The sequence below is a fragment of the Vibrio sp. MA40-2 genome (genome assembly GCF_047302445.1).
Taxonomy (GTDB): Bacteria; Pseudomonadota; Gammaproteobacteria; order Enterobacterales; family Vibrionaceae; genus Vibrio.
Genome location: NZ_CP178628.1, coordinates 299,573 through 320,934 on the forward strand (window position 1 = coordinate 299,573; position 21,362 = coordinate 320,934).

Sequence of the window (21,362 nt, forward strand, 5' to 3'; positions counted from 1 at the left end):
ATCATTATTTACAAATTTGCGGGCGAAAGAGAAAACTCTTACGCCCGCAACATATAACGTTCTAAATAACTGCTTATTCATCGCTACAAACCGTCTATTTATAATTGGGTTTATAACAATCAACACTCAATTATTTTTTCTCGTCTTCTTTTACTTCTTCGAATTCTGCGTCTACAACATCATCTTCAGGAGCTTGTTGTTGACCAGCTTCGCCTGCACCAGCTTGTTGAGCTTGTGCTTGTTGCTGAGCGATTTCCATTAGTTTTTGAGCGGCAGTCATTAGTGCTTGAACTTTCGCATCAATGGCTTCTTTATCATCACCATTTTTAACTTCTTCTAGCTCTTTAATCGCTGCTTCAATTTTCTCTTTTTCTTCTGCAGGAAGCGCATCACCAGCTTCTTCGATTTGCTTACGAGTACCATGGATCATTTGATCCGCTTGGTTACGTGTTGTTACTAGCTCTTCGAATTTCTTATCAGCTTCTTTGTTCGCTTCTGCTTCTTGTACCATTTTTTCGATATCGTCATCACTTAGGCCACCAGAAGCTTGAATAGTGATTTTCTGCTCTTTACCAGTAGACTTATCTTTTGCCGATACATGAAGAATACCATCTGCATCAAGGTCGAATGTTACTTCGATTTGAGGCATACCACGAGGTGCAGCTTGAATACCTTCTAGGTTGAATTGACCTAAAGACTTATTGTAGCTTGCTTGCTTACGCTCACCTTGAAGTACGTGGATAGTTACTGCATTTTGGTTATCTTCAGCAGTAGAGAACGTTTGGTTCGCTTTAGTTGGGATTGTAGTGTTTTTCTCAACTAACTTAGTCATTACCCCACCCATAGTCTCAATACCTAAAGACAGAGGAGTAACATCTAGAAGAAGAACATCTTTAACATCACCAGCTAGAACACCACCTTGAACCGCTGCGCCAATGGCAACTGCTTCATCAGGGTTAACGTCACGACGAGCATCTTTACCAAAGAATTCAGCAACTTTAGCTTGAACCATAGGCATACGAGTTTGACCACCAACTAAGATAACATCGTTGATGTCACCAACAGATAAATCAGCATCTGCTAGCGCAACTTTTAGAGGCTCAAGAGTACGTTTCACTAAATCTTCTACTAATGACTCAAGTTTTGCACGAGTCACTTTGATGTTCATGTGCTTAGGACCGGTTGCATCCGCAGTCACATAAGGTAGGTTAACATCAGTTTGTTGTGCTGAAGAAAGCTCAATTTTTGCTTTTTCTGCTGCTTCTTTAACACGTTGCATTGCTAGTGGATCATTTTTCAGATCAATGCCTTGCTCTGCTTTAAATTCATCAACTAAATAGTTAATCAGACGGTTATCAAAGTCTTCACCACCAAGGTGGGTATCACCGTTTGTTGCTAAAACTTCAAACGTTTTCTCGCCTTCAACTTCATCAATTTCGATGATAGAGATATCAAATGTACCACCACCAAGGTCATAAACAGCGATAGTGCGATCACCGCCTTTTTTATCTAAACCGTAAGCTAGCGCAGCCGCCGTTGGTTCATTGATAATACGTTTAACTTCTAGACCGGCGATACGACCCGCATCTTTTGTTGCTTGACGCTGAGAATCGTTAAAATAAGCAGGAACGGTAATAACCGCACCCGTCACTTCTTCACCTAAAAAGTCTTCTGCTGTTTTTTTCATTTTCTTCAAAATTTCTGCAGAAATTTGAGGAGCGGCCATTTTTTGGCCTTTCGCTTCAACCCAAGCATCACCGTTATCAGCCTTCACTATGTTGAATGGCATAATTTTGATATCACGCTGAACTTCTTCGTCTTCAAAACGACGACCAATCAGGCGTTTGATTGCAAATACTGTATTTTGAGGGTTTGTAACCGCTTGACGTTTAGCCGGTTGACCTACTAATGTTTCACCATCTGTGTAAGCAATAACGGAAGCCGTTGTACGCTCACCTTCAGCATTTTCTAATACGCGTGGTTTGTCGCCGTCTAATACAGCAACACATGAATTAGTAGTACCTAAATCTATACCAATGATCTTACCCATCAGACTCTCTCCGAAAATTCAATTATTCAATTTCTATAACCCATTAAATGGGGACGGAGAACAGGGATTCAACCCCAATCTCCAAATGTTTGTTTTGTGTCTGCCCCTTAGATAAGGGCAAGGAATAGCTTTTCAAGGGATAGAAGAAAAAATATTGGTTTTTTTCTTTGTTTATGCTTGTTTCAATCCAATAAATGAGTCAATAACACCCATTGTTTCTATATTTCTATGTTTCTATGTTTCTATGTTTCTACCTAAGCAGACATTCCTTATTGACCAAAGAAAAGGACTGCCATCGGCAGCCCTTACTTCATTAGTCGTGATTTATCACCAATCAATAAACCCACCACTTGTCATTGATAAGCCAGCCATTAAGAAATCAGTCATCACTAAAAAACAATAGCGGCGTATTTTTATTTAGACACCATAACCATCGCTGGACGAATCACACGACCATTCAATTCATAGCCTTTTTGCATCACAAACATTACCGTATTTGGTTCATGATCGGCACTTTCTTGAATAGACATCGCCTGATGGAATTCAGGATTAAACGCTTCACCATCTGGATTAATTTCTTTTAAACCAAATTTAGCAACGCTGTCAGTAAAGGTTTTATGCGTCAATTCTACCCCTTCAAGCAAAGGTTTGATCGTCTCATTTTCAGAGTCAGCGGCTTGAATAGCACGTTCTAAGTTATCAATAACAGGTAGCAGTTCTTCAGCAAATTTATTTAAAGCATATTTACGTGCTTTATCAATTTCTTGCTCAGAACGACGACGCATATTTTCAACTTCCGCTTTTGCACGAAGTACCGATTCTTGCTGCTCTTTTACTCGCATTTCACTTTGTAGCAAAGCGGCTTCAAGTTGAGCAATTTTTGACTCTTCTATATCAATGGCCTCTTCTTCGTTCCAATCGATATCACCTTCAGAACCTACTGCATCCACTTCAATTTCACTTTCTTGCTTATCTTGTTCCATGGTTTCCTGGCTCAGTTCTTCTTCGTTAATCTTATTTTCTTCTTTACTCATGATATCTCCTGACTACGGAATTCAGTTTTTAACACGAATTATAATATTTAAGCGGCACAAACGCTCAAACTTAAATAAAAAACTCGCGTATTGGATTTAGTTGCCTTTATTATGGGGATTGATATTAATGATTCAAGCGTTAAACGCTTCCTTTCATCTATAATTGGATTATCTGCATGAAAAAGCCTTTTAAAACCATAGGTATAATCGGAAAACCAAGAAACAAGAAAGCCATACAAACTCATAACGAAATGTTTCAATGGTTAACATCAAAGGGTTATGACACCGTTATAGATGACCGGCTACAAGGGATCCTTGATAATATCGATGATGAATATTTTACTAGTTTGGTTGATATAGGTTCAAAAGCAGATCTTGCCATTGTGGTTGGTGGTGACGGCAACATGCTTGGAGCGGCAAGATTGCTATCGCGTTTTGATATATCTGTTATCGGTGTAAATCGAGGCAACTTGGGGTTTCTAACCGATCTCAACCCGGAAGAGTTTGAAATAGCTTTAGAGAAAGTCCTAACTGGAGAATATCTCGAAGAAGATCGCTTTTTACTTGAAGCAGAAGTCGTTCGACATGATCAATGCCGCAGCAATAACTCTGCACTCAACGAAGTAGTATTGCATCCAGGAAAAATAGCCCACATGATAGAATTTGAAGTCTATATTGATGACAAGTTCGCTTTTTCTCAACGTTCAGATGGGCTAATAGTATCAACACCAACAGGATCAACCGCTTACTCGCTTTCCGGCGGAGGCCCTATTTTATCGCCAAGTTTAAACGCTATTTCAATTGTCCCTATGTTCCCGCACACATTATCAAGTCGACCTGTTGTTGTAGACGGGAATAGCCGAATTAAACTGGTAGTTTCACCTGACAACCGAGGAACTCAAGAAATCAGTTGCGATGGTCAGGTCTCATTACCCGTTTCTCCTGGTGATGAAGTGCATATTTTCCAAAGTAACAACAAACTTCGATTAATCCACCCAGAAGATTACAGCTATTACCATGTGCTAAGAAATAAATTAGGTTGGTCAAGTAAGCTTTTCTAACTGGAACGAGCAGTTTACGTCCATTAAAGGTTGCTACGCTAAAAAATTGCTCATAAAAAAATCACTCTGACGACTTTACTGTATAGAAAAACAGTATATACTGTTTTTCTATACAGTGTCTTTTAATTGTACAGGGTGACTAAAATGCTAGCTCACATAAGTGTAAATAATTTTGCGATTGTTAAATCTCTTCAGTTGGAGCTTTCAGCTGGGATGACGACCATTACAGGTGAAACAGGTGCTGGTAAGTCTATAGCTATTGATGCACTTGGTTTATGTTTAGGTGAACGAGCAGATACCGGTATGCTTCGTCAAGGGGAAGATAAAACAGAAGTCAGCGCCGCTTTTCAACTCGACAATAACATTCACGCTACGCGCTGGTTGCAAGATAATGAACTACTCGATGGCAATGAGTGTATTTTACGCCGCATCATTACCAAAGATGGGCGTTCACGAGCTTTTATTAACGGCAGCCCTGTACCTTTGTCTCAATTAAAATCTCTTGGCCAACATTTAATCAACATTCATGGCCAGCATGCTCACCACCAATTAATGAAAAGCGACTATCAATTATCTATGCTAGATCAGTATGCTGGGCATTCTGAATTGATCAATAAATCTCGTGTTCATTATCAACAATGGCGTCAAGCCAAGAATGCCTTAGATGATCTAAAAAGAAATAGCGAAGAAAACCAAGCAAAGAAACAACTTTTAGAATATCAGATCAAAGAGTTAAATGAGCTTTCTCTAACGGAAAATGAATTTACAGAATTAGAACAAGAATACAAACGGTTAGCCAATAGTGGCGAGTTAGCAACAAATTGCCAATCGGCTATTTTATCGTTATTTGAAAGTGAGGAAGTCAATGCCTTACAGCTATTACAGTCAGCAAATCAATCCGTTATTGAATTAACCGAACTGGATAAAACATTATCTTCCGTCGCACCTATGTTAAACGAAGCTATGATCCAAATAGAAGAAGCCAGTAGTGAACTGCGCCACTATTTAGACAAAATTGAAATGGACCCAGAAAGAATGGCGTATGTAGAAGAACGCTTTTCGAGCATCATGTCCCTCTCTAGAAAGCATAATGTGTTAGCCGATGATTTATACGCTCATCACCAAGATTTGTTGCAACAAATACAAGATCTAGATTGCTCCGATGAAAAACTCGACACCTTAGCCTTAGAGGTTGACAAAAAACATAACACCTTCATCACTAGCGCAGAAAAACTAAGTAAATCAAGAAGCCGTTACGCCAAAGAATTGAATAAACTAATTAGCCAAAGCATGCACGAATTGAGCATGGAAAAAGCCAAATTTTGCATCGCCATCGAGCAAGACCACAATCGTACTTCTCCACTAGGCATCGATTTTGTGAGCTTTTTAGTGTCCACCAACCCTGGCCAACCTTTGCAGCCTATCGCAAAAGTAGCCTCTGGCGGTGAGTTATCAAGAATATCTCTAGCAATTCAAGTTATCACCGCTCAAAAAGTGGATACCCCTAGCCTAATTTTTGATGAGGTTGATGTCGGTATTAGTGGTCCTACCGCTGCGGTTGTCGGCAAAATGTTACGTAAATTAGGCGAGTCAACCCAAGTATTGTGCGTTACCCATTTACCACAAGTGGCGGGATGTGGACATCAGCAATTATTTGTTGCTAAACAAACTAAAGCAGGTAAAACAGAAACACAAATGCATGTTTTAAATACAGAGCAAAGAATATCTGAATTAGCCCGATTACTAGGTGGAAGTACAATAACCGAATCGACAATGGCCAATGCGAAAGAATTACTCGCGGCTTAGTGGAAGAAAAGATAGCGTGTTGTTTATTGTTACTATTTTTACCGTTAATTTTTTGCAGCGAATATTTTGCAACCAATAGTGAAATTCGTGGTCATATATTCAACTTGAGGTAATACCTCTTTTACTTCTCAGCCAACCTTGTTTATTATCTGGCGAGTTTTAGTGAATACATTTATTAATAAAGAATATCCAACTATGCAATTTAACAAATGGTTAGCCGCTGTCCCTCTAGCCTTAACATTACTCACCGGCTGTTCGCTGGCGGAAAAATTGGTCTACCGTATTGATATCAATCAAGGTAACTATGTTGAACAAGACTCTGTAGATAAATTAAAATTCGGCATGACGAAAGAACAAGTTCGCTATGTGCTTGGTTCCCCCATGTTAGTAGAAAATGGCTACCCAAATACTTGGTATTATATATATCACCACAAAGAAGGTCATAATGACCCAATTCAGAAAAACCTATTTGTAAAATTTAGTGATACAGGAACTCTGTTGAGCTTAGAAGGTGATTTTCCTTCCGGAGAGGACTTCTTTGAAGGTTTAAATTAGTAATAAGCGACCTATTGCGATTATCCCCATGAAGGTGAGGATAATCGAATCAATTAAATCGCGATTAACGTTTGTATTAATTGCTGCTTTTACGCCTTTCATTGGGCTTTCCACCCGTAACCGGATCAGCACTACCTTTCGCTTTTGCCTGCTCCGCTCTTTTACGTCGTATTTCTTTAGGGTCGGCAAGTAATGGTCGATAAATTTCTATACGATCTTTATCTCTAACCGTTACATCCAATTTAACATTACGGCTAAACACCCCTACTTTGTTCTTTTTGAGATCAATTTCAGGATACATATCTAATATTCCAGAATGCTTAATAATCTCTTCAACTGTAAGGTTTTTATCCACTAACTGAGTTAACACGCGTTGTTCATTTGGCAGTGCGTACACAACTTCTACTTGAATCACACTAAACCCCCTTAATTAGTAAACCTGCTTGGCTCGTTGAGTAAACGCATTAACCATATTATTCGTTAACTCATTAAAGATCCGTCCAAACGCTATTTCTACCATTTTACTAGAAAACTCAAAATCCAGCTTAAGTTCAATCTTACAAGCGCTTTCATCAAGAGTTGTAAAGTACCATCCACCTTTGAGTGACTTAAAAGGCCCATCAACTAACTCCATTAAGATCACCGCGTTCTCAGTCAAATTATTGATGGTAGTAAAACTTTTGCTGATACCAGCTTTAGACACATCCACCGACGCTTTCATTGCATCTTGAGTTTGTTCCAAAACTTTAGAACCTGAACAACCTGGCAAAAATTCGGGATAACGACTTACATCATTAACTAGATCATACATTTGCTTTGCACTAAATGAGACCAGTGCTGAGCGTCTAACTTGTGGCATAAAATCTCTCGTCACATCCATTCCTTGCTAATTAACAAGGTTTTTTATTATTTATCAACACGAAAACTAAAAATAAGATTTCCCCAACAGAGGGGCAATCCGTATAATGTCGCCATTATGGCAAAGAAAAATTCAAAATCCAAAACTACGAGCAATACAATTGCTCAAAATAAGAAAGTTCGCCACGAGTACTTTATCGATGATGAAGTAGAAGCAGGCTTGGAACTTCAAGGTTGGGAAGTAAAATCACTTCGCCAAGGTAAAGTTAACATCGCAGAAAGTTATGTGTTTATGCGCGATGGTGAAGCCTTTATCAGCGGAATGACGATTACTCCTTTAAATCAAGCATCAACTCATATTGTTGCTAACCCTACACGTGTCCGTAAGCTTCTTTTATCAAGAAGAGAACTGGATAACTTGTACGGGCGAATCAATCGCGAAGGTATGACACTCGCCGCACTAGCACTTTATTGGTCACGTTCATGGGTCAAAATTAAAGTTGGTGTAGCGAAAGGTAAAAAACTTCACGATAAACGCACTGATATTAAAGAAAAAGATTGGGCTCGCGATAAAGCTCGTATAATGAAGAGTAAATTGCGTTAATCTTAACCACTTGAACGTGCAATGGCTAGACAGTGAGTACTATTCTGTTACTATGCACGTTAACCACTTGGGGCTGATCCAGGATTCGACGGGAATGCTGAAGTCTGAGGTGCATGCCGTGGGGCGGTTTGCCACGTAAAAAGCCGCAAAAAAATAGTCGCAAACGACGAAAACTACGCACTAGCAGCTTAATAACCTGCTGAGAGCTCTCTTGCCCTAGCTTCCGCTTGTAAGACGGGGAATAACAAGGGATCAAACCCAAACTAGCTAGCCCGGATTTTCCCTCCTGAGAGAAAAAGGGCGAATAATAATTCAGGATAGTCAATTACTAGCGTGTCGGTTCGCAGGTAGTTGGTGAATGTAAAGATCGACTAAGCATGTAGTACCAATGATGAATGATTTCCGGACGCGGGTTCAACTCCCGCCAGCTCCACCAATGCATTGGAACGGGACGTCTCAGGACGTCCCGTTTTGACATCTAAAGCCTTATAAAACCTAGCTTCTATAGATTCATAGTGTCTCATGACATTTCACTAAACCTCTCCTTTCAAGTAACAAACATAGGATGTAACATCACGAGTCGTGTTACCAAAGCAGTGTTACATCCTTCAAAGGAAGATAAAATGGCTAAGTTAATCACCCCTTTATCAGCAACCCAAGTCAATAAATCCAAACCAAAGAACAAAGAGTATTCGCTAGGAGATGGCAATGGTTTATTACTTAGAATCAAGCCCAACGGTACTAAATCCTGGATCTTTAACTACGTCCACCCTACAACTAAAAAGCGAAAAAATATTGGTTTAGGTATTTACCCTGATATAACTTTGGCTTCAGCAAGAGAAAAAACCAGAGAAATGCGTCAATTGGTAGCAGAAGGTATTGACCCCAAAACCTATCGTGACAACAAACTGGCATCTGAAAAGCTAGCTAATTCGACTACGTTAATATCCGTGGCCGAAGAGTGGTTTGACGTGAGGAAGCATAAAGTTACTGAAGACTATGCTAATGACGTATGGCGTTCATTAGAGCTACATATATTTCCAAACCTTGGTCAGTTACCTATTCACGATATTCTCGCCCCTACAGTTATCCAACAGCTTCGTCCAATAGAAAAACAAGGGAAACTAGAAACAGTCCGCCGCGTATGCCAAAGGTTAAATGACGTTATGACTTACGCAGTCAATTGTGGAATAGTAGCTTCCAATCCCATAGCTAACATAAAAAGTGCCTTCAAAGAACCTATAGTTGAACATATGAAGACACTGAAACCAGATGAACTACATATTCTTATGGGAGCAATGTCCAAGGCTAACATGACAACTACTATCAGGTGTGCTTTCGAACTTCAATTGCACACCCTCACTCGACCTAACGAAGTCGCTCGCGCGAAATGGAATGAAATTGCCTTCAAATCTAAGTTTTGGATAATTCAAGGTGAAGACATGAAAATGGGACGTCCACACAAAATCCCTTTATCAGATTCAGCCATTCAGATACTTGAATTTATGAAACCAATCTCTTACGGCCAAAAGTATATTTTTCCACATAGCACAAAGCCAGGTGAGTGCATGTGTAGCCAGTCTGTGAACGCCGCTTTAAAACGAGCTGGATTGACAGGGCAACTGGTTAGTCACGGAATGAGATCGATTGGTAGTACAGCATTGAACGAACAAGGATTTAATCGAGACGCAATTGAGCTTTCACTTGCTCATGTAGACAAAAACACTATCCGAGGAATTTATAACAATGCAGAATACCTCGAAGAACGTCGTGAAATTATGAGTTGGTGGAGTAGCTATATACTCAAGGCATCAAGGAATCGCTTCACGATCGCGACTAGTAACAGCCCAATGAATATCAACGACTGAAACCTACTAGATAATTTTTCAATGTCAATATAAGGTGTTGAAAAATATAAAAAATAACATTGAGCATTGTATTTAATGAGAGTATATTCATGCAAAAGCAATAATAATTAAAAGAGCTTAATATGAATATTGAAATTAAAATAGAAAGAAAAAAACAAGTCCTGGCTAGAGTTCCTTTTTCGAAGGCAACACTACATAGATACATAAATGATGGGATATTCCCGCCTTCAATAAATCTGGGCGGTCGAGCCGTAGGTTTCTTCAAACATGAAGTTGACGCTTATCTTGTTGCTGCTGCAAATGGCGAATGTCTCAATGATGCTGTCGAGCAGTTACTATTAAAACGCAAAGAGCTGGCTAAACCACATTGATGTTATTGTATCGACCCTCGATTCAGGTTTAAATCGGTGTTAAGTATTCGTATTTCTGGCAGAGCCTGTTTATGGTGTAATACTACCTTCACTATTTAATCTATATAGGTGATGACGGATGAGGTGCATTGAGTTAAACCTGGAAGAAATGGACGAAAATGAAGTTAGAGCTAGGCTTAGAGAGTTTAACTTTGAGTTACCACTCGGGTTCGATTTTAAACAGCACGTGTCACTTACATTTGATACCGAATTAAGGAAAGTTGTTGCTGTTGTAAAAAAGGGTTGATGATTTTTTTCAAAACCCTACTCTAAAGTGACTATGCGTTAATTATCAATTTTGTACTTCAATTGACACTGCAATCTTTCTTGGAACAGCCCAAGCAAAAGCTATGAAATGAGTTTTTGAAACTGTATTTGGATAAACACAAGTTACGATGTTGTGGAGAATCTGAGTTTTTTTAAAACGACGAGTTATTCTGACGTTTTTCCCAAACAAGCGAGTTAACCTGACGTTTTTCCCAAACGAGCGAGCTATTCTGACGTTTTTCCCAAACGAGCGAGCTATTCTGACGTTTTTCCCAAACGAGCGAGTTATTCTGACGTTTTTCCCAAACGAGCGAGTTATTCTGATGGTTTTCTCAAGTACGTAAGTTATTCTGATTCATTTCTACTACTCTCAATACATAAGCCCGTTATCGTCGCAATGGAAGCATATAGAGGATGCCATAAGTTTACACGTCAACATCAGGAGTATGCACATCAAGTTAATGCCAGCTCAATATGCTAAGCCGAATGTAAAAACCAACAAGAATGATTTTACTGATGTTAACGCAATAGCTGAAGCGGCGTTGCGTCCTAAGATGAGCGGTGAGATTTCTTTATAAAGGGTATTTGAGCTAGTATGGCATCTAGGTAAGAGAGGGATTAGTCGAATTGAAAAAGCCCCTCCACCCGCACTACTGTCTGTGTTAACGCAGATACTTCGGGAGAAGCTTAAAAGTAGAGCGACTGCGAAAAGCGTATAACCAAAGGTAATTCGGTGATGATTCGCCCCCACTAGTTTGGGGGCGTTTTTATTTGTAAAAAGAGCCCAAGAAATTTTCTATATGTAGAGCGCATACAATAGCTCTTGTACCTTAAACCCTTCACTCGATCCTCACTGACAATCTTACTTTTATTCAGAACTCACTAGACCACCTCTGACGCATTAATTAAAAGGTAACCGAGTTATTAGACATAGGATTGCCTAACCACTATTCTGTTTCAATAATATTTTTTGCGAGCTTGTCATTGAATACGTTATTTCAGATTATATCAGACCTGCATGAAGAGTCTGGCGGAGCTACCATTAAACAGATGGTCAACCCCCCCCTGTGTCAGACTACTTGTCGCCTCTAATTTTCATTAGAGATAATAAAAATGAGTGTAAAATTCACTGAAGCATTTAAGATACAAGCAGTCCAAAAGGTACTTAACCGATCGGATAACCGTAATATTAAAGATGTGGCTGATTCATTAGGAGTGGGCCTTTCAACCTTAACCCGATGGGTCCGACAAGCCAAAAAGCATGAATTTGAAATAGCTTCAGACGCGGAAATAAAAATGATGTCAAATGAGAAGCGTCCACAAGATTGGACCTTAGAAGAACGATTTGAAATTATCCTCCAGTGTAGCGGCTTAAATGAACAAGCTGTCAATCAATTGTGCCGCGAACGCGGCATTTATCCTCATCATATTGAGCAGTGGAAGACGGATTTTATTACGGGTAAAAAAACGGCGTCAGTCACACCACAACCTGGTGAAATCAAAGAGTTAAAAGTAGAGAACAAAGCCCTTAAAAAAGAATTAAATCGAAAAGATAAAGCACTGGCTGAAACGGCCGCCTTGTTAGTACTCCAAAAAAAAGTCAATGCCATTTGGGGTACAAACGAGGACAACTAATCGAAGAATATGAGCGTAAAGAGATCCTAAGTTTAATCGAGAAGGCTCAAATCACGGGAGCAACTCAATCTAAGGCATGTGAAATTATTGGGATCACACCGAAAACGATACAGCGCTGGAAATCGCATGACATGACTCATGAACGACGCAAAGATAATCGACGGACGCCAAAAAATAAATTAACAGACTTAGAAAAACAGCGAGTTTTAAATGTTATAAATGATAAGGATTATGCTCACTTACCTCCGAATCAGATAGTACCTGCGTTAGCCGACTTGGGCATTTACCTTGCATCTGAATCGACATTTTATAGAATTTTAAAAGAGAAAAATTTGTTAATTCATCGGAATGCCGATAAGCCACGTAGAAAAGTTGCTCGTCCGCAACCTTTGGTTGCCACGGGTCCTAATCAAGTGTACACCTGGGATATAACGTACCTTCCCACACGTATAAAAGGACTCTTTTTTTACCTTTACATGGTAATGGATATTTACAGTAGAAAAATCGTTGGGTGGCAAGTACATGACAATGAATCCAGTGCCCTAGCGGCCGATTTGATGACAGATATCTGCCAACGAGAGGGTATCGAGTATGGGCAAGTTGTCCTTCATTCAGATAATGGCAGTCCAATGAAAGGGGCGACTATGTTGGCGACACTACAGGAGTTAGGGATAATGCCTTCGCTAAGTCGCCCTTCTGTAAGCAACGACAACCCGTATTCAGAGTCGCTATTTAAAACCTTAAAATATCGACCAGAATATCCAGAAAACGCGTTTGAAAATATCACCGCAGCGCGGTGCTGGGTAGAAGGATTTGTGGGTTGGTATAATACTGAACACAGACATAGCGGTATAAAGTTAGTGACGCCAGAAGAACGTCATACAGGCAAAGATATTGAGATTTTATCCGCCCGAGTTATCGTCTATAAAAAGGCACAAAAACGACATCCAGAACGCTGGAGTGGCGACATAAAGAATATGGAACCGATGGGTTCAGTTTACTTAAATCCATCGAACATAAAAGCTGAGGGTAAAGGTTTTATAGCAGCTTAAAAATTAACTAACAGGCGACAAGTAGCTTGAAAATCACCGACCCTAACGCTGAGATTGTGGTAATTGCTGGTGATATTACTCACGGGGTAGGATTAGCAGAGCTCGCATTGCAAGCTGCTAAATCAAATCCCAAAATCGAGTTTGTTGTCGTAGCTGGTAACCATGAATTTTACCACAAGGACTTTGATTATCTGGACTACTTGGCTTGCGTTCCTCTCTGGAATCAGTTGAGTGGTAACCTGCACTTCCTCGAAAATACTTCTGTAATTATTAACAGATATGACCTTGAAATATTCGGGGGGATTGGCTGGACAAATCTAAGTGCACTAAACGACGTCAACACGCTCTCGTTACAAATGAGACTCAATGATTTGAAGTATATTACAGTAAATAACCAAACATTAACGCCTTCAAAGATGAAGGAACTAAACGTTCAGTTTAGAAGCGCTTGTGTTAAATCTATGTCTGAATCCCAAGCAAAAAACAAAGTGGTTGTGTCCCACTTCCCACAATCCTTTAAACTCAGACATTCAGGGTTCCCAGTAGACCTTTTGACGTGTTATTTCTGCTCTGATGACCATGAGTTAATCCGCGAGTTAGCTAGTCATGGTGTGAAAGTAATGGTGAGTGGACACACTCACGATAGTTTCGATTGTATCGTAGAAGGCGTAAGGCAGGTTTCAAGCCAAATCGGATATTCGCACGAGGATAATTTTGACAACAACTTAATCAACTCCAGAAAGTTACATAGGTTGCTTAATTGATGTATTTTTAATACTGAGCTGCTCTAACCAGTCTGGGCAGTCCATTACAACTAAAAATGTGCGTAAGGAATCTTGGTCAATTCATAGCACCCTTCAGATATGAAAAAAGCCGTTGATAATCAACGGCTTTGTCCATTTTTAAAAGTGGCGGAGAGATAGGGATTTGAACCCAGCGCCCACCGCAAAAAATGAAACTTTACCGTTTACTATCAATAACCTGCATCGGGATAACTAAGCATTGGTTATCAATTTAGTACATCAATTGACATTACGCTTTTTTCTGTATTTGTTCTATAAAAAGCTACGAAGTGAGATCACAAATGAGTCGGTGATCACAATGAGTCGGTGGTTTTACTAACTCAGAGTAAGGCAGAAGTGAATCAGAGACTTTCCTGCGTCAATCTTCTCAATTTCCAGTATTCAAAATGCAGAAAACCAACCCCCATTCCCATCAATTGGCTTAGCCCTGAACTATCTTCGGTGTAGACTGATTAAGAAAGGTAGTAAGTGATCAGTTAAATGATTTATGAAGAGCTTATAATCTTCTGTTGTTAACTCATCATCACTTGTGATGCCCATTTTATTAAGGGCATAATCATAGGCTAAGCGTATTTCTTTTTCTTTCTGCCTTTTAATATCCCTAGCAATCAATGTACTCATAATGCTACCGAGAGCTGTATTTAGTATTTCCGTGTCATATCTTTTGAAATGGTAGCAATCGAGGAAACCCGACTCTGTGAGCGGAATCTTGATATCGAGCTCCATCGTTTCTCCAGTTAATGGATTTATCGAATAGCTGGCGTTAAAAGAGCTACCAGAATAGTTTGAAGATAAAAGCAAAACGTATCTGATATGACCAAAATACTCTACATACCCTTTAATCAACTTATCTTGATCACCACCCTCTACATGTACACAATGAAATGGGACACCTATAGGTCGGTCTATCACTAAATCATTTTGATCATAATAAAAACCGAAACACGGTGTACTCCCCTCAACATCCCTTAAAAAAGAAATTGCGTGCTCACAGTGTGTTACGTCGATGCCACTTTCTGCAACCAATGCTAGAGCAGACTTAACAAGTGATCTCCCAACTGACAATCCTCCATAGGATTTTGTTATCTGAAGTGGACTTTCTAGATAGCCCCTTTTTTCTTTAAATTGTATCTCGTCAATATCTAAGGGGCTTGCGTTTGGGTATTTTTTACTTATAGATTTGGCTTGACCTGAAACTATCTGTCTAGCTTCTTTTTTGTTCCTAGCAGAAATATGGATCTTTGCTCCTTCATCATGTTCCTCAATGTTAAAGGTCGGCTTTGTATGCTCCATAGAACCATCAGGCAATACTCTTATTTCATTGCCATCAACTGTTTTGAATATCTGCTTAGAAGGGAACCCCCGTTCTCTTTCTATCTGGAACAATAGACTAAAATGATCTAGCTGTTCACACAGTTCAGAATCCCAATTTGCACCAGATTCGTTATTACACCTCCTACAAATGAAATCCCGTACTTTTTTCCTTCCACCAATGCCATTAGGAATAACGTGCTCTTTAGTGTTATTGGTTTCATTCAGTAGAGTTGAGCAAATAGCGCAGATTTTTGACATCATTGGTTCCTTAGAGGGAGTCTTACAACCATATTCCATTTTTTCCTTAAAGCCCGATTCTATCTACATGCTCGATGAGCGAAAATTATCTGAACACCACCAGCCTATTGCTGTGATGCTAATACCTGCTAATAACTAAGTGAAATCAATATTCATTAATACCTAACTTATCTGAAATTGTTAATCTTCCACACCGACACAAAGGTTTGACGCTTTTCTAAGTGACTGTAACTACTGGTTTTGTCGAGAATATCAGACTCTAAGTCTAAAGTGCCAACCAAGCGCTGAAAAGTCCATTTAAGAACTTTGTTGATGCTTTATTCTGACGCAGATTTTTCGTCCTTGAACTCAATTCGAACTGGTAGTTCAGTCATAGCATAGTGAATGAACTGTTGTCCTAATTCTGTTAAAACATAGAGTTCATCTTCGTCGAATGCCGATTTAATAGTTCTACTTGCTCCTTTCACAGTTTTCTTTTTAGGTTTAGGGACAAAATTACCATAATAGTCGACTTCTCTATGCTGTCGAATAATACCTCCAGTACTTAAGTCTCGAATCAATAGTTTGTATACATCTGCTTCCGCAGAGTCCTCTCTAGCTGACTCTTTGCCAATTTTTCGCCAAATTTCACCTCGACTAATTCCATTAGCGTTGTATGTCGCACTAATAACTTCAAAATGCATTTCGGAATATGTATCAATCCATGTCATAAATAGACGTACAACGTCATCAGACGCTAATGAACTCGAAGCTGCATTTGAAAGAATATTTCTAACGTATTCTCGTTTTTTTTCGCTTTCAGTCGCAGCCCAGTCTCGAAAGGTTCTCCTTATAAGTGACTGATATTCTTTGCTTTCTACTCTTTTGGACATGCTTTCATCATGTAGATCAAGCCGTGACATAATTTCGAGTAGTGTAATTTCCTTTTCTTTCAATTCATCTTCAATACCTTGCACCCAATGTTTAAAAAAAATATTAACCTGGTCTTGTTCTTTCTCTGACCAAGCTCCTGATATTGCAGAGAAAACGCCACCTGCAAAAGGAATAAGACCGCTTGCAGCATTTAATGCTGTTCTTGAATATTTTGATGCTTTACTTGATTCAGGAAACTCTATGTTGTCACTCATTAATCACCCCTTACTCTGCTTTGGTTGTCGACTTGAACAATTAGTTAAACTACTTCTCAGCCGCTTCACCTAATTCCACAATCCTTGTCCCAAACTGTTGGCTAGCCCAATCGGCAGAGTCTAAAATTAAGCGAAAGTTTTTTCCATTATGCTCGTAATCCCAAGTATCGCCTGGGAGGGCAGACTTCTGCTCAATTTTCTCACCACTTGGCATCGTTATTTTTATATCAGTACTACCATCAATCAAGACCCTATCCGCACCCACCACTACTTGAGTTAGAGGATCATATATCGAAATTTGTACAGGCTTTAAGTCTTGCTTGTTATATGTGCCAAGCTGTTCTTTCCAATCAAATTTTATTGTATCGTTACTAGATTGAGACGCTAGGCTAATAGTATCCTCAAGTTTGACGATTTTTGCTTTGAGTTCTGTAGCTTGCCTTTCGTAAAAGGGGATAGATTTAGGTTCTAATTCTAGCCACTTTAACAACTTTTCATTTTCACGAGTTAAGTAATCAACTCTAGTAACTAATACAGCATTTCTTGCATTTACTTCTTTGGTTTCAGCTTCTGCTCTAGCCACCTTGGCCTCATGCAGCTTTACTCTATTTTCATCAAATACGAATGCAAACGCAGCCCATGTAGCTGTCGCCACCACTATCGTATGCAACAGAACTGAACGTGTCGGATTATTTTCAAACCAGTTACTCACGTACTACCCCCTAGTTAGCTTATCACTTGATAGATGGAGTTTTTCCGAAAAATCAATTCGCCTATAGTGCGATCGATATCTATGAAATTCAATTACCATCAACATGTTGTGTGAATAGAGCAGACCAACCGACGGAAATATTCCGTATTGTCTCCCTAAAACATCATGAATAGTTCTAATAGGGGATAAAGCTTCAGGCACACCCACGGGGTCATTCATTCTACGAGGTCTTCAGATATAAATGCGTTTGCAATACCGATTTGGAAAGCTACATGTTAGCCCTGAATTCTTAGCAATTCTTAACCGATTTAAGAATTCTTAAAAAACGGACGAAATTTTAAGAATTCCACCATTCTGGTGAAATAACCGAGAAATTGACTACTCAGTGTGTAGCTGGTCTGTGCTTTTTGTTGGCGTTGCTATTTGTCCTTCCAGACGCTTATTTTCCTCAGTAAGAAGAGTAATCTTACCTTCAGAATCGCTAAGATTCTTCTCTAGTAGACGGTGGTTAACTGAAAGTTCACTTTTCTCATTTCTGAGCGTATCCAATTGATTATCTATCTTATTTAACAATCCTTGTGTGGATTGTAGTTGAGTCGACGATTCAATAAGTTGTTCTTTCGCTTCTTCATGCTGTTCTGACAATGCAGAATAATGCGTTCGAAGTGTATCCAGCTCATTCGTTGCATAATCTAACTTTACCAAAACTGCCGCATGAGTCGTTTCCATTGTCGACAATTTAGCAGTCAGTTCTGTGATGGTGTTTTGTTGAGCTTCTATGTTTTCCGCTGCCTTGCTGAGAGAGAGCGTCAATTGACCATTATTTTGAACCAGTTCGGATATTTCCTGCTTTGACTGCGCAAGCTCCACTTCCAGTATTTCGATTTGTTCTTCAAGCAACTCATTGTGTTCGACTTGTTTTTGTAGACGCGCTTCTAAATCAAGGCCGTCTTCCTCTGCTATCTCTTTGGCTTTTATTGCGGCATCGGATTTAATATCTAACTCTCTAACGCGAGCATCCATCAGCGCTTCATAATGAAGCTGTGCCTTATTATTCAATCCGATAGTCATGTTTCGAAGCGATTTGCAAACTTCCTGCTCTCTGATGGACAGCATTTCCTGAATCTCAATCGGCAGTTCAAAAGAAGCCCGTAAAGGCTGCCCACCTAAATCATCTTTATCGTTATTTGGCTCTGGTATTTCGGGCACTTTCCCGCTTTTAGTTAATCGGTCGAGGTCAGCCTGAATTGAAGCAATTTTTCCTCGACCGAGGATTTCTTTAATGTACCATCCCGTAGGCTTTCTGCCTTTGGAGGACAGTTGAGTAGCAATATCTATAATGTCTTCATCTGTATAGGATTTTGGTCTAGCCATGTTGTTTACCTTTATTGTAATTATTATCAAGGTTAGTTAGTAAAGTAAGTAAGCCAGTTAACTAACTTACTTATTTTTTGGGGTTATCAATGCTCTGGTTCGTTAACTGGTTATCGGACTCTTGCAGCAGAGCAATCTCACCTGTAATTTTGTCTACCAGCTCAGGTGGCAGATCTAACGTGGAGTTCAGAGCGGAGGCCAGATATTCACTCTGTTTCTTCATCACACCTTTATCTTTGGCATTAATAGAAAGCAGCACTTTCCTAAATATATCAACCAGTTTTGGCACTATAGCCTGCGTTAAGTTCTGTGTGAGCGTGGTCAGTCGCGATGATTCCACTTTCAGGTCTGACACCTCTACCTGCATGATATCTCGCTCAACCTGTAACTGACTTAGCTGTACCTGTGCCTGAGCAGTATCATCTGCCCCCTGTGTCAGACTACTTGTCGCCTCTAATTTTCATTAGAGGTAATAAAAATGAGTGTAAAATTCACTGAAGCATTTAAGATACAAGCAGTCCAAAAGGTACTTAACCGATCGGATAACCGTAATATTAAAGATGTGGCTGATTCATTAGGAGTGGGCCTTTCAACCTTAACCCGATGGGTCCGACAAGCCAAAAAGCATGAATTTGAAATAGCTTCAGACGCGGAAATAAAAATGATGTCAAATGAGAAGCGTCCACAAGATTGGACCTTAGAAGAACGATTTGAAATTATCCTCCAGTGTAGCGGCTTAAATGAACAAGCTGTCAATCAATTGTGCCGCGAACGCGGCATTTATCCTCATCATATTGAGCAGTGGAAGACGGATTTTATTACGGGTAAAAAAACGGCGTCAGTCACACCACAACCTGGTGAAATCAAAGAGTTAAAAGTAGAGAACAAAGCCCTTAAAAAAGAATTAAATCGAAAAGATAAAGCACTGGCTGAAACGGCCGCCTTGTTAGTACTCCAAAAAAAAGTCAATGCCATTTGGGGTACAAACGAGGACAACTGAAGTGGTCAAGAATAATTGGCCACGATTTCGGAGTTTAACCAGAATAATCGTTCCGATTCATTCGGTGTTAATCCTCCATTATATTGATGGGGCCTAAGCTGGCTGTAATATCCAATAATGTACCGAACAATCTGTTCTTTAGCTTCAGAAAAAGTACGATAACCATTTTCAGGGATCCATTCACTTTTCAAACTTCTGAAGAAACGTTCCATCGGACTATTATCCCAACAATTTCCTCTGCGTGATAAGCTCTGCTTGATTCGATAACGCCAAAGTAATTGACGATATTTCCTACTTGTATAATGACTTCCCTGGATGCCCTTCTAAGAGTCAAGTCGTTATTTGTATACTGTTGATTAAGGCGTTTCTATTTTTCAAAAGGTAATAAATTTCACGTGCTATGTATCTCTTTAAGCAGCGTATAGCTTCCATTTTTGATAATCCATCAGCCGTTCGTTTTTTGATATAATCCTTTGAACGCTGCTCAGTTCTAAGTCTACCAATCGCAATAATATGGAGTGCACTATTTGCAGCTCTATCACCACCTCGATTAAGCCTGTGTCTATTGGTTTTTCCTGAGGATGCAGGTATAGGGCTAACTCCACATAACGCAGCAAAACTAGATTCAGAGTTTAAACGTTCAGGGTTATCACCCAACGTTATCAATAATTGTGCGGCGGATTCGTATCCAACGGCTTTTTGTTCGATTAATTCAGGAGCAAGCATGTCAACGATAGAAGAAATCATTTTATCTAAATCCGCAATCTCGTCATGAAGTTCAAGATATCGACGAGCTAAGGATTTAAATACGATCCTATATGCGCTAGAAATATTTTTGTAAGCTGTTAAATCAGGTCTGCTTGATGCTAGTGTGCGAATCAAAGTCATACGAGTCATATGTCTTAATGTATCTCTTATTTCGTCGGGGGAAGATACAATGCTCGTTCTAATCATCTGAAGGGCAACAGTTCGAGCTGCCATTGCTGTTTTACGGCAACCTTTAAGTATTCTTAGCGACTCAACCATCCCATCTCGCGTCTTTGGCGTCACCGTGCGTAATTTACTATACGCGGCATGAGCAGCATTTTCTGCGTCTATTGTGTCATCCTTGCCTCGTTTTCTTCGATCAACCTTATCTGGTGCTGTTACTTCCAATACTTCAATGCCACTGCTTTGCATATAACGAAGCAAGCCCAAACCATACGTCCCTGAACACTCAATACCCACACGTGATATTTTACCAAATGAAGACATCCACTTTAGCATTTCCTTATATCCATGGCGGGTTGCTGGGAAGTATTCACTTGATAATACTTGATTAGAATCATTGACGATGGCAGCAACGTGGATATCTTTATGAGTATCCACTCCACCAATGACATAAGATGAGATTGTACTGGTATTCATTATTGACTCCTTCACTATATGATCATGGTCAAGAGTTACAAAACCAAATACTTGGACAAGACAGTAATGGGACAGGCGTCAGGCCCTTCTTGAGTCACAAATATTGGCGAGGCAACCCTCACCAAATAATGAGACTAAGCAATCGACAGATCCAAGGAAGGACACAT

Annotated in this window: 19 protein-coding genes, 1 other RNA gene and 2 pseudogenes; 11 read left to right on the plus strand and 11 right to left on the minus strand. The window is 39.6% G+C overall.

Translation table 11 applies throughout. From position 1 onward, the window contains the following. Positions 1 to 130: 130 nt before the first annotated feature. Entirely contained in the window at positions 131 to 2,050 is a 1,920-nt protein-coding gene (dnaK, locus tag ACLKML_RS08815; RefSeq protein ID WP_413285025.1) for a molecular chaperone DnaK, read from the minus strand. A 413-nt stretch (positions 2,051 to 2,463) separates the two neighbouring features. Further along, a complete protein-coding gene (grpE, locus tag ACLKML_RS08820) occupies positions 2,464 to 3,084 on the minus strand; it encodes a nucleotide exchange factor GrpE (protein WP_413285026.1) in 621 nt (206 codons plus the stop codon). 176 nt (positions 3,085 to 3,260) lie between these two features. On the opposite strand from grpE, the gene nadK reads away from it, so the two are divergent. The 3 genes from nadK (at position 3,261) to bamE (ending at position 6,506) form a co-directional block, all read left to right on the plus strand. Next, a complete protein-coding gene (gene nadK, locus ACLKML_RS08825) occupies positions 3,261 to 4,145 on the plus strand; it encodes an NAD(+) kinase (protein ID WP_413285027.1) in 885 nt (294 codons plus the stop codon). A 144-nt stretch (positions 4,146 to 4,289) separates the two neighbouring features. Continuing rightward, positions 4,290 to 5,951, plus strand: a complete 1,662-nt coding sequence (gene recN, locus ACLKML_RS08830; RefSeq protein ID WP_413285028.1) for a DNA repair protein RecN — start codon at positions 4,290 to 4,292, stop codon at positions 5,949 to 5,951. A gap of 195 nt (positions 5,952 to 6,146) precedes the next feature. Continuing rightward, positions 6,147 to 6,506, plus strand: coding sequence for an outer membrane protein assembly factor BamE (gene bamE, locus ACLKML_RS08835; protein WP_413285029.1), 360 nt, complete (start codon positions 6,147 to 6,149; stop codon positions 6,504 to 6,506). Positions 6,507 to 6,582: 76 nt separating this feature from the next. Here the strand turns inward: bamE and ACLKML_RS08840 are convergent, their stop codons facing one another. Continuing rightward, positions 6,583 to 6,921: an RnfH family protein gene (locus ACLKML_RS08840; RefSeq protein WP_413285030.1), complete on the minus strand. Its 339-nt coding sequence runs from the start codon at positions 6,919 to 6,921 to the stop codon at positions 6,583 to 6,585. Positions 6,922 to 6,936: 15 nt separating this feature from the next. Further along, on the minus strand, positions 6,937 to 7,365 hold the full coding sequence (locus tag ACLKML_RS08845) for an SRPBCC family protein (RefSeq protein WP_317717781.1): 429 nt from the start codon (positions 7,363 to 7,365) through the stop codon (positions 6,937 to 6,939). A gap of 117 nt (positions 7,366 to 7,482) precedes the next feature. Here ACLKML_RS08845 and smpB point away from each other — a divergent pair, with 117 nt between their 5' ends. From smpB to ACLKML_RS08880, 7 genes are all read left to right on the plus strand, one after another. Then, entirely contained in the window at positions 7,483 to 7,968 is a 486-nt protein-coding gene (gene smpB, locus ACLKML_RS08850) for an SsrA-binding protein SmpB (protein WP_317717691.1), read from the plus strand. A gap of 69 nt (positions 7,969 to 8,037) precedes the next feature. Continuing rightward, positions 8,038 to 8,404: a transfer-messenger RNA gene (gene ssrA, locus ACLKML_RS08855) on the plus strand. A gap of 187 nt (positions 8,405 to 8,591) precedes the next feature. Then, positions 8,592 to 9,836 carry an integrase domain-containing protein gene (locus tag ACLKML_RS08860; protein WP_413285031.1) on the plus strand — a complete coding sequence of 415 codons (1,245 nt, stop codon included), beginning with the start codon at positions 8,592 to 8,594 and terminating at the stop codon, positions 9,834 to 9,836. A 122-nt stretch (positions 9,837 to 9,958) separates the two neighbouring features. Continuing rightward, positions 9,959 to 10,207, plus strand: a complete 249-nt coding sequence (locus tag ACLKML_RS08865) for a helix-turn-helix transcriptional regulator (RefSeq protein ID WP_413285032.1) — start codon at positions 9,959 to 9,961, stop codon at positions 10,205 to 10,207. Between the two features lie 752 nt (positions 10,208 to 10,959). After that, a complete protein-coding gene (locus ACLKML_RS08870; RefSeq protein WP_413285033.1) occupies positions 10,960 to 11,091 on the plus strand; it encodes a hypothetical protein in 132 nt (43 codons plus the stop codon). 535 nt (positions 11,092 to 11,626) lie between these two features. Then, positions 11,627 to 13,200, plus strand: a protein-coding gene (locus ACLKML_RS08875) for an IS3 family transposase (protein WP_413285034.1) whose coding sequence is annotated in 2 segments (ribosomal slippage) — positions 11,627 to 12,113 and positions 12,113 to 13,200 — 1,575 coding nt in all. Because the reading frame shifts where the segments join, the coding sequence is not laid out codon by codon here. Positions 13,201 to 13,226: 26 nt separating this feature from the next. Then, positions 13,227 to 13,964, plus strand: coding sequence for a metallophosphoesterase (locus ACLKML_RS08880; RefSeq protein ID WP_413285035.1), 738 nt, complete (start codon positions 13,227 to 13,229; stop codon positions 13,962 to 13,964). A 471-nt stretch (positions 13,965 to 14,435) separates the two neighbouring features. On the opposite strand, the gene ACLKML_RS08885 is transcribed toward ACLKML_RS08880, so the two are convergent. The 5 genes from ACLKML_RS08885 to ACLKML_RS08905 form a co-directional block, all read right to left on the minus strand. Beyond that, positions 14,436 to 15,578 carry an HNH endonuclease gene (locus ACLKML_RS08885; protein ID WP_413285036.1) on the minus strand — a complete coding sequence of 381 codons (1,143 nt, stop codon included), beginning with the start codon at positions 15,576 to 15,578 and terminating at the stop codon, positions 14,436 to 14,438. Positions 15,579 to 15,892: 314 nt separating this feature from the next. Beyond that, positions 15,893 to 16,702 (minus strand): hypothetical protein, encoded by an 810-nt coding sequence (locus ACLKML_RS08890; protein WP_413285037.1) that lies wholly within the window; start codon positions 16,700 to 16,702, stop codon positions 15,893 to 15,895. A 49-nt stretch (positions 16,703 to 16,751) separates the two neighbouring features. Continuing rightward, the gene (locus ACLKML_RS08895) at positions 16,752 to 17,414 is read right to left on the minus strand and encodes a hypothetical protein (protein ID WP_413285038.1); all 663 of its coding nucleotides are present in this window, start codon (positions 17,412 to 17,414) and stop codon (positions 16,752 to 16,754) included. Positions 17,415 to 17,792: 378 nt separating this feature from the next. Further along, a complete protein-coding gene (locus tag ACLKML_RS08900) occupies positions 17,793 to 18,788 on the minus strand; it encodes a hypothetical protein (protein ID WP_413285039.1) in 996 nt (331 codons plus the stop codon). A 70-nt stretch (positions 18,789 to 18,858) separates the two neighbouring features. Then, complete coding sequence (locus ACLKML_RS08905) at positions 18,859 to 19,155, minus strand: hypothetical protein (protein ID WP_413285040.1); 297 nt, start codon at positions 19,153 to 19,155, stop codon at positions 18,859 to 18,861. Between the two features lie 111 nt (positions 19,156 to 19,266). On the opposite strand from ACLKML_RS08905, the pseudogene ACLKML_RS08910 reads away from it, so the two are divergent. Next, positions 19,267 to 19,787: pseudogene (locus ACLKML_RS08910) on the plus strand (transposase); the annotation flags it as partial. A gap of 6 nt (positions 19,788 to 19,793) precedes the next feature. Here the strand turns inward: ACLKML_RS08910 and ACLKML_RS08915 are convergent. After that, positions 19,794 to 20,102, minus strand: a pseudogene (locus ACLKML_RS08915) (integrase core domain-containing protein); the annotation flags it as partial. A 16-nt stretch (positions 20,103 to 20,118) separates the two neighbouring features. After that, positions 20,119 to 21,195 carry an IS110 family transposase gene (locus ACLKML_RS08920; RefSeq protein WP_153446669.1) on the minus strand — a complete coding sequence of 359 codons (1,077 nt, stop codon included), beginning with the start codon at positions 21,193 to 21,195 and terminating at the stop codon, positions 20,119 to 20,121. Positions 21,196 to 21,362: the final 167 nt, after the last annotated feature.

Excerpts from the sequence above, each read along its gene's own strand:
- bamE (WP_413285029.1), top strand. The coding sequence starts at position 6,147 with ATGCAATTTAACAAATGGTTAGCCGCTGTCCCTCTAGCCTTAACATTA.
- ACLKML_RS08865 (WP_413285032.1), top strand. The coding sequence starts at position 9,959 with ATGAATATTGAAATTAAAATAGAAAGAAAAAAACAAGTCCTGGCTAGA.
- ACLKML_RS08870 (WP_413285033.1), top strand. The coding sequence starts at position 10,960 with ATGCACATCAAGTTAATGCCAGCTCAATATGCTAAGCCGAATGTAAAA.
- smpB (WP_317717691.1), top strand. The coding sequence starts at position 7,483 with ATGGCAAAGAAAAATTCAAAATCCAAAACTACGAGCAATACAATTGCT.
- dnaK (WP_413285025.1), bottom strand. The coding sequence starts at position 2,050 with ATGGGTAAGATCATTGGTATAGATTTAGGTACTACTAATTCATGTGTT.
- ACLKML_RS08885 (WP_413285036.1), bottom strand. The coding sequence starts at position 15,578 with ATGATGTCAAAAATCTGCGCTATTTGCTCAACTCTACTGAATGAAACC.
- ACLKML_RS08845 (WP_317717781.1), bottom strand. The coding sequence starts at position 7,365 with ATGCCACAAGTTAGACGCTCAGCACTGGTCTCATTTAGTGCAAAGCAA.
- recN (WP_413285028.1), top strand. The coding sequence starts at position 4,290 with ATGCTAGCTCACATAAGTGTAAATAATTTTGCGATTGTTAAATCTCTT.
- ACLKML_RS08920 (WP_153446669.1), bottom strand. The coding sequence starts at position 21,195 with ATGAATACCAGTACAATCTCATCTTATGTCATTGGTGGAGTGGATACT.
- ACLKML_RS08890 (WP_413285037.1), bottom strand. The coding sequence starts at position 16,702 with ATGAGTGACAACATAGAGTTTCCTGAATCAAGTAAAGCATCAAAATAT.
- ACLKML_RS08905 (WP_413285040.1), bottom strand. The coding sequence starts at position 19,155 with ATGCAGGTAGAGGTGTCAGACCTGAAAGTGGAATCATCGCGACTGACC.
- ACLKML_RS08860 (WP_413285031.1), top strand. The coding sequence starts at position 8,592 with ATGGCTAAGTTAATCACCCCTTTATCAGCAACCCAAGTCAATAAATCC.
- nadK (WP_413285027.1), top strand. The coding sequence starts at position 3,261 with ATGAAAAAGCCTTTTAAAACCATAGGTATAATCGGAAAACCAAGAAAC.
- grpE (WP_413285026.1), bottom strand. The coding sequence starts at position 3,084 with ATGAGTAAAGAAGAAAATAAGATTAACGAAGAAGAACTGAGCCAGGAA.
- ACLKML_RS08900 (WP_413285039.1), bottom strand. The coding sequence starts at position 18,788 with ATGGCTAGACCAAAATCCTATACAGATGAAGACATTATAGATATTGCT.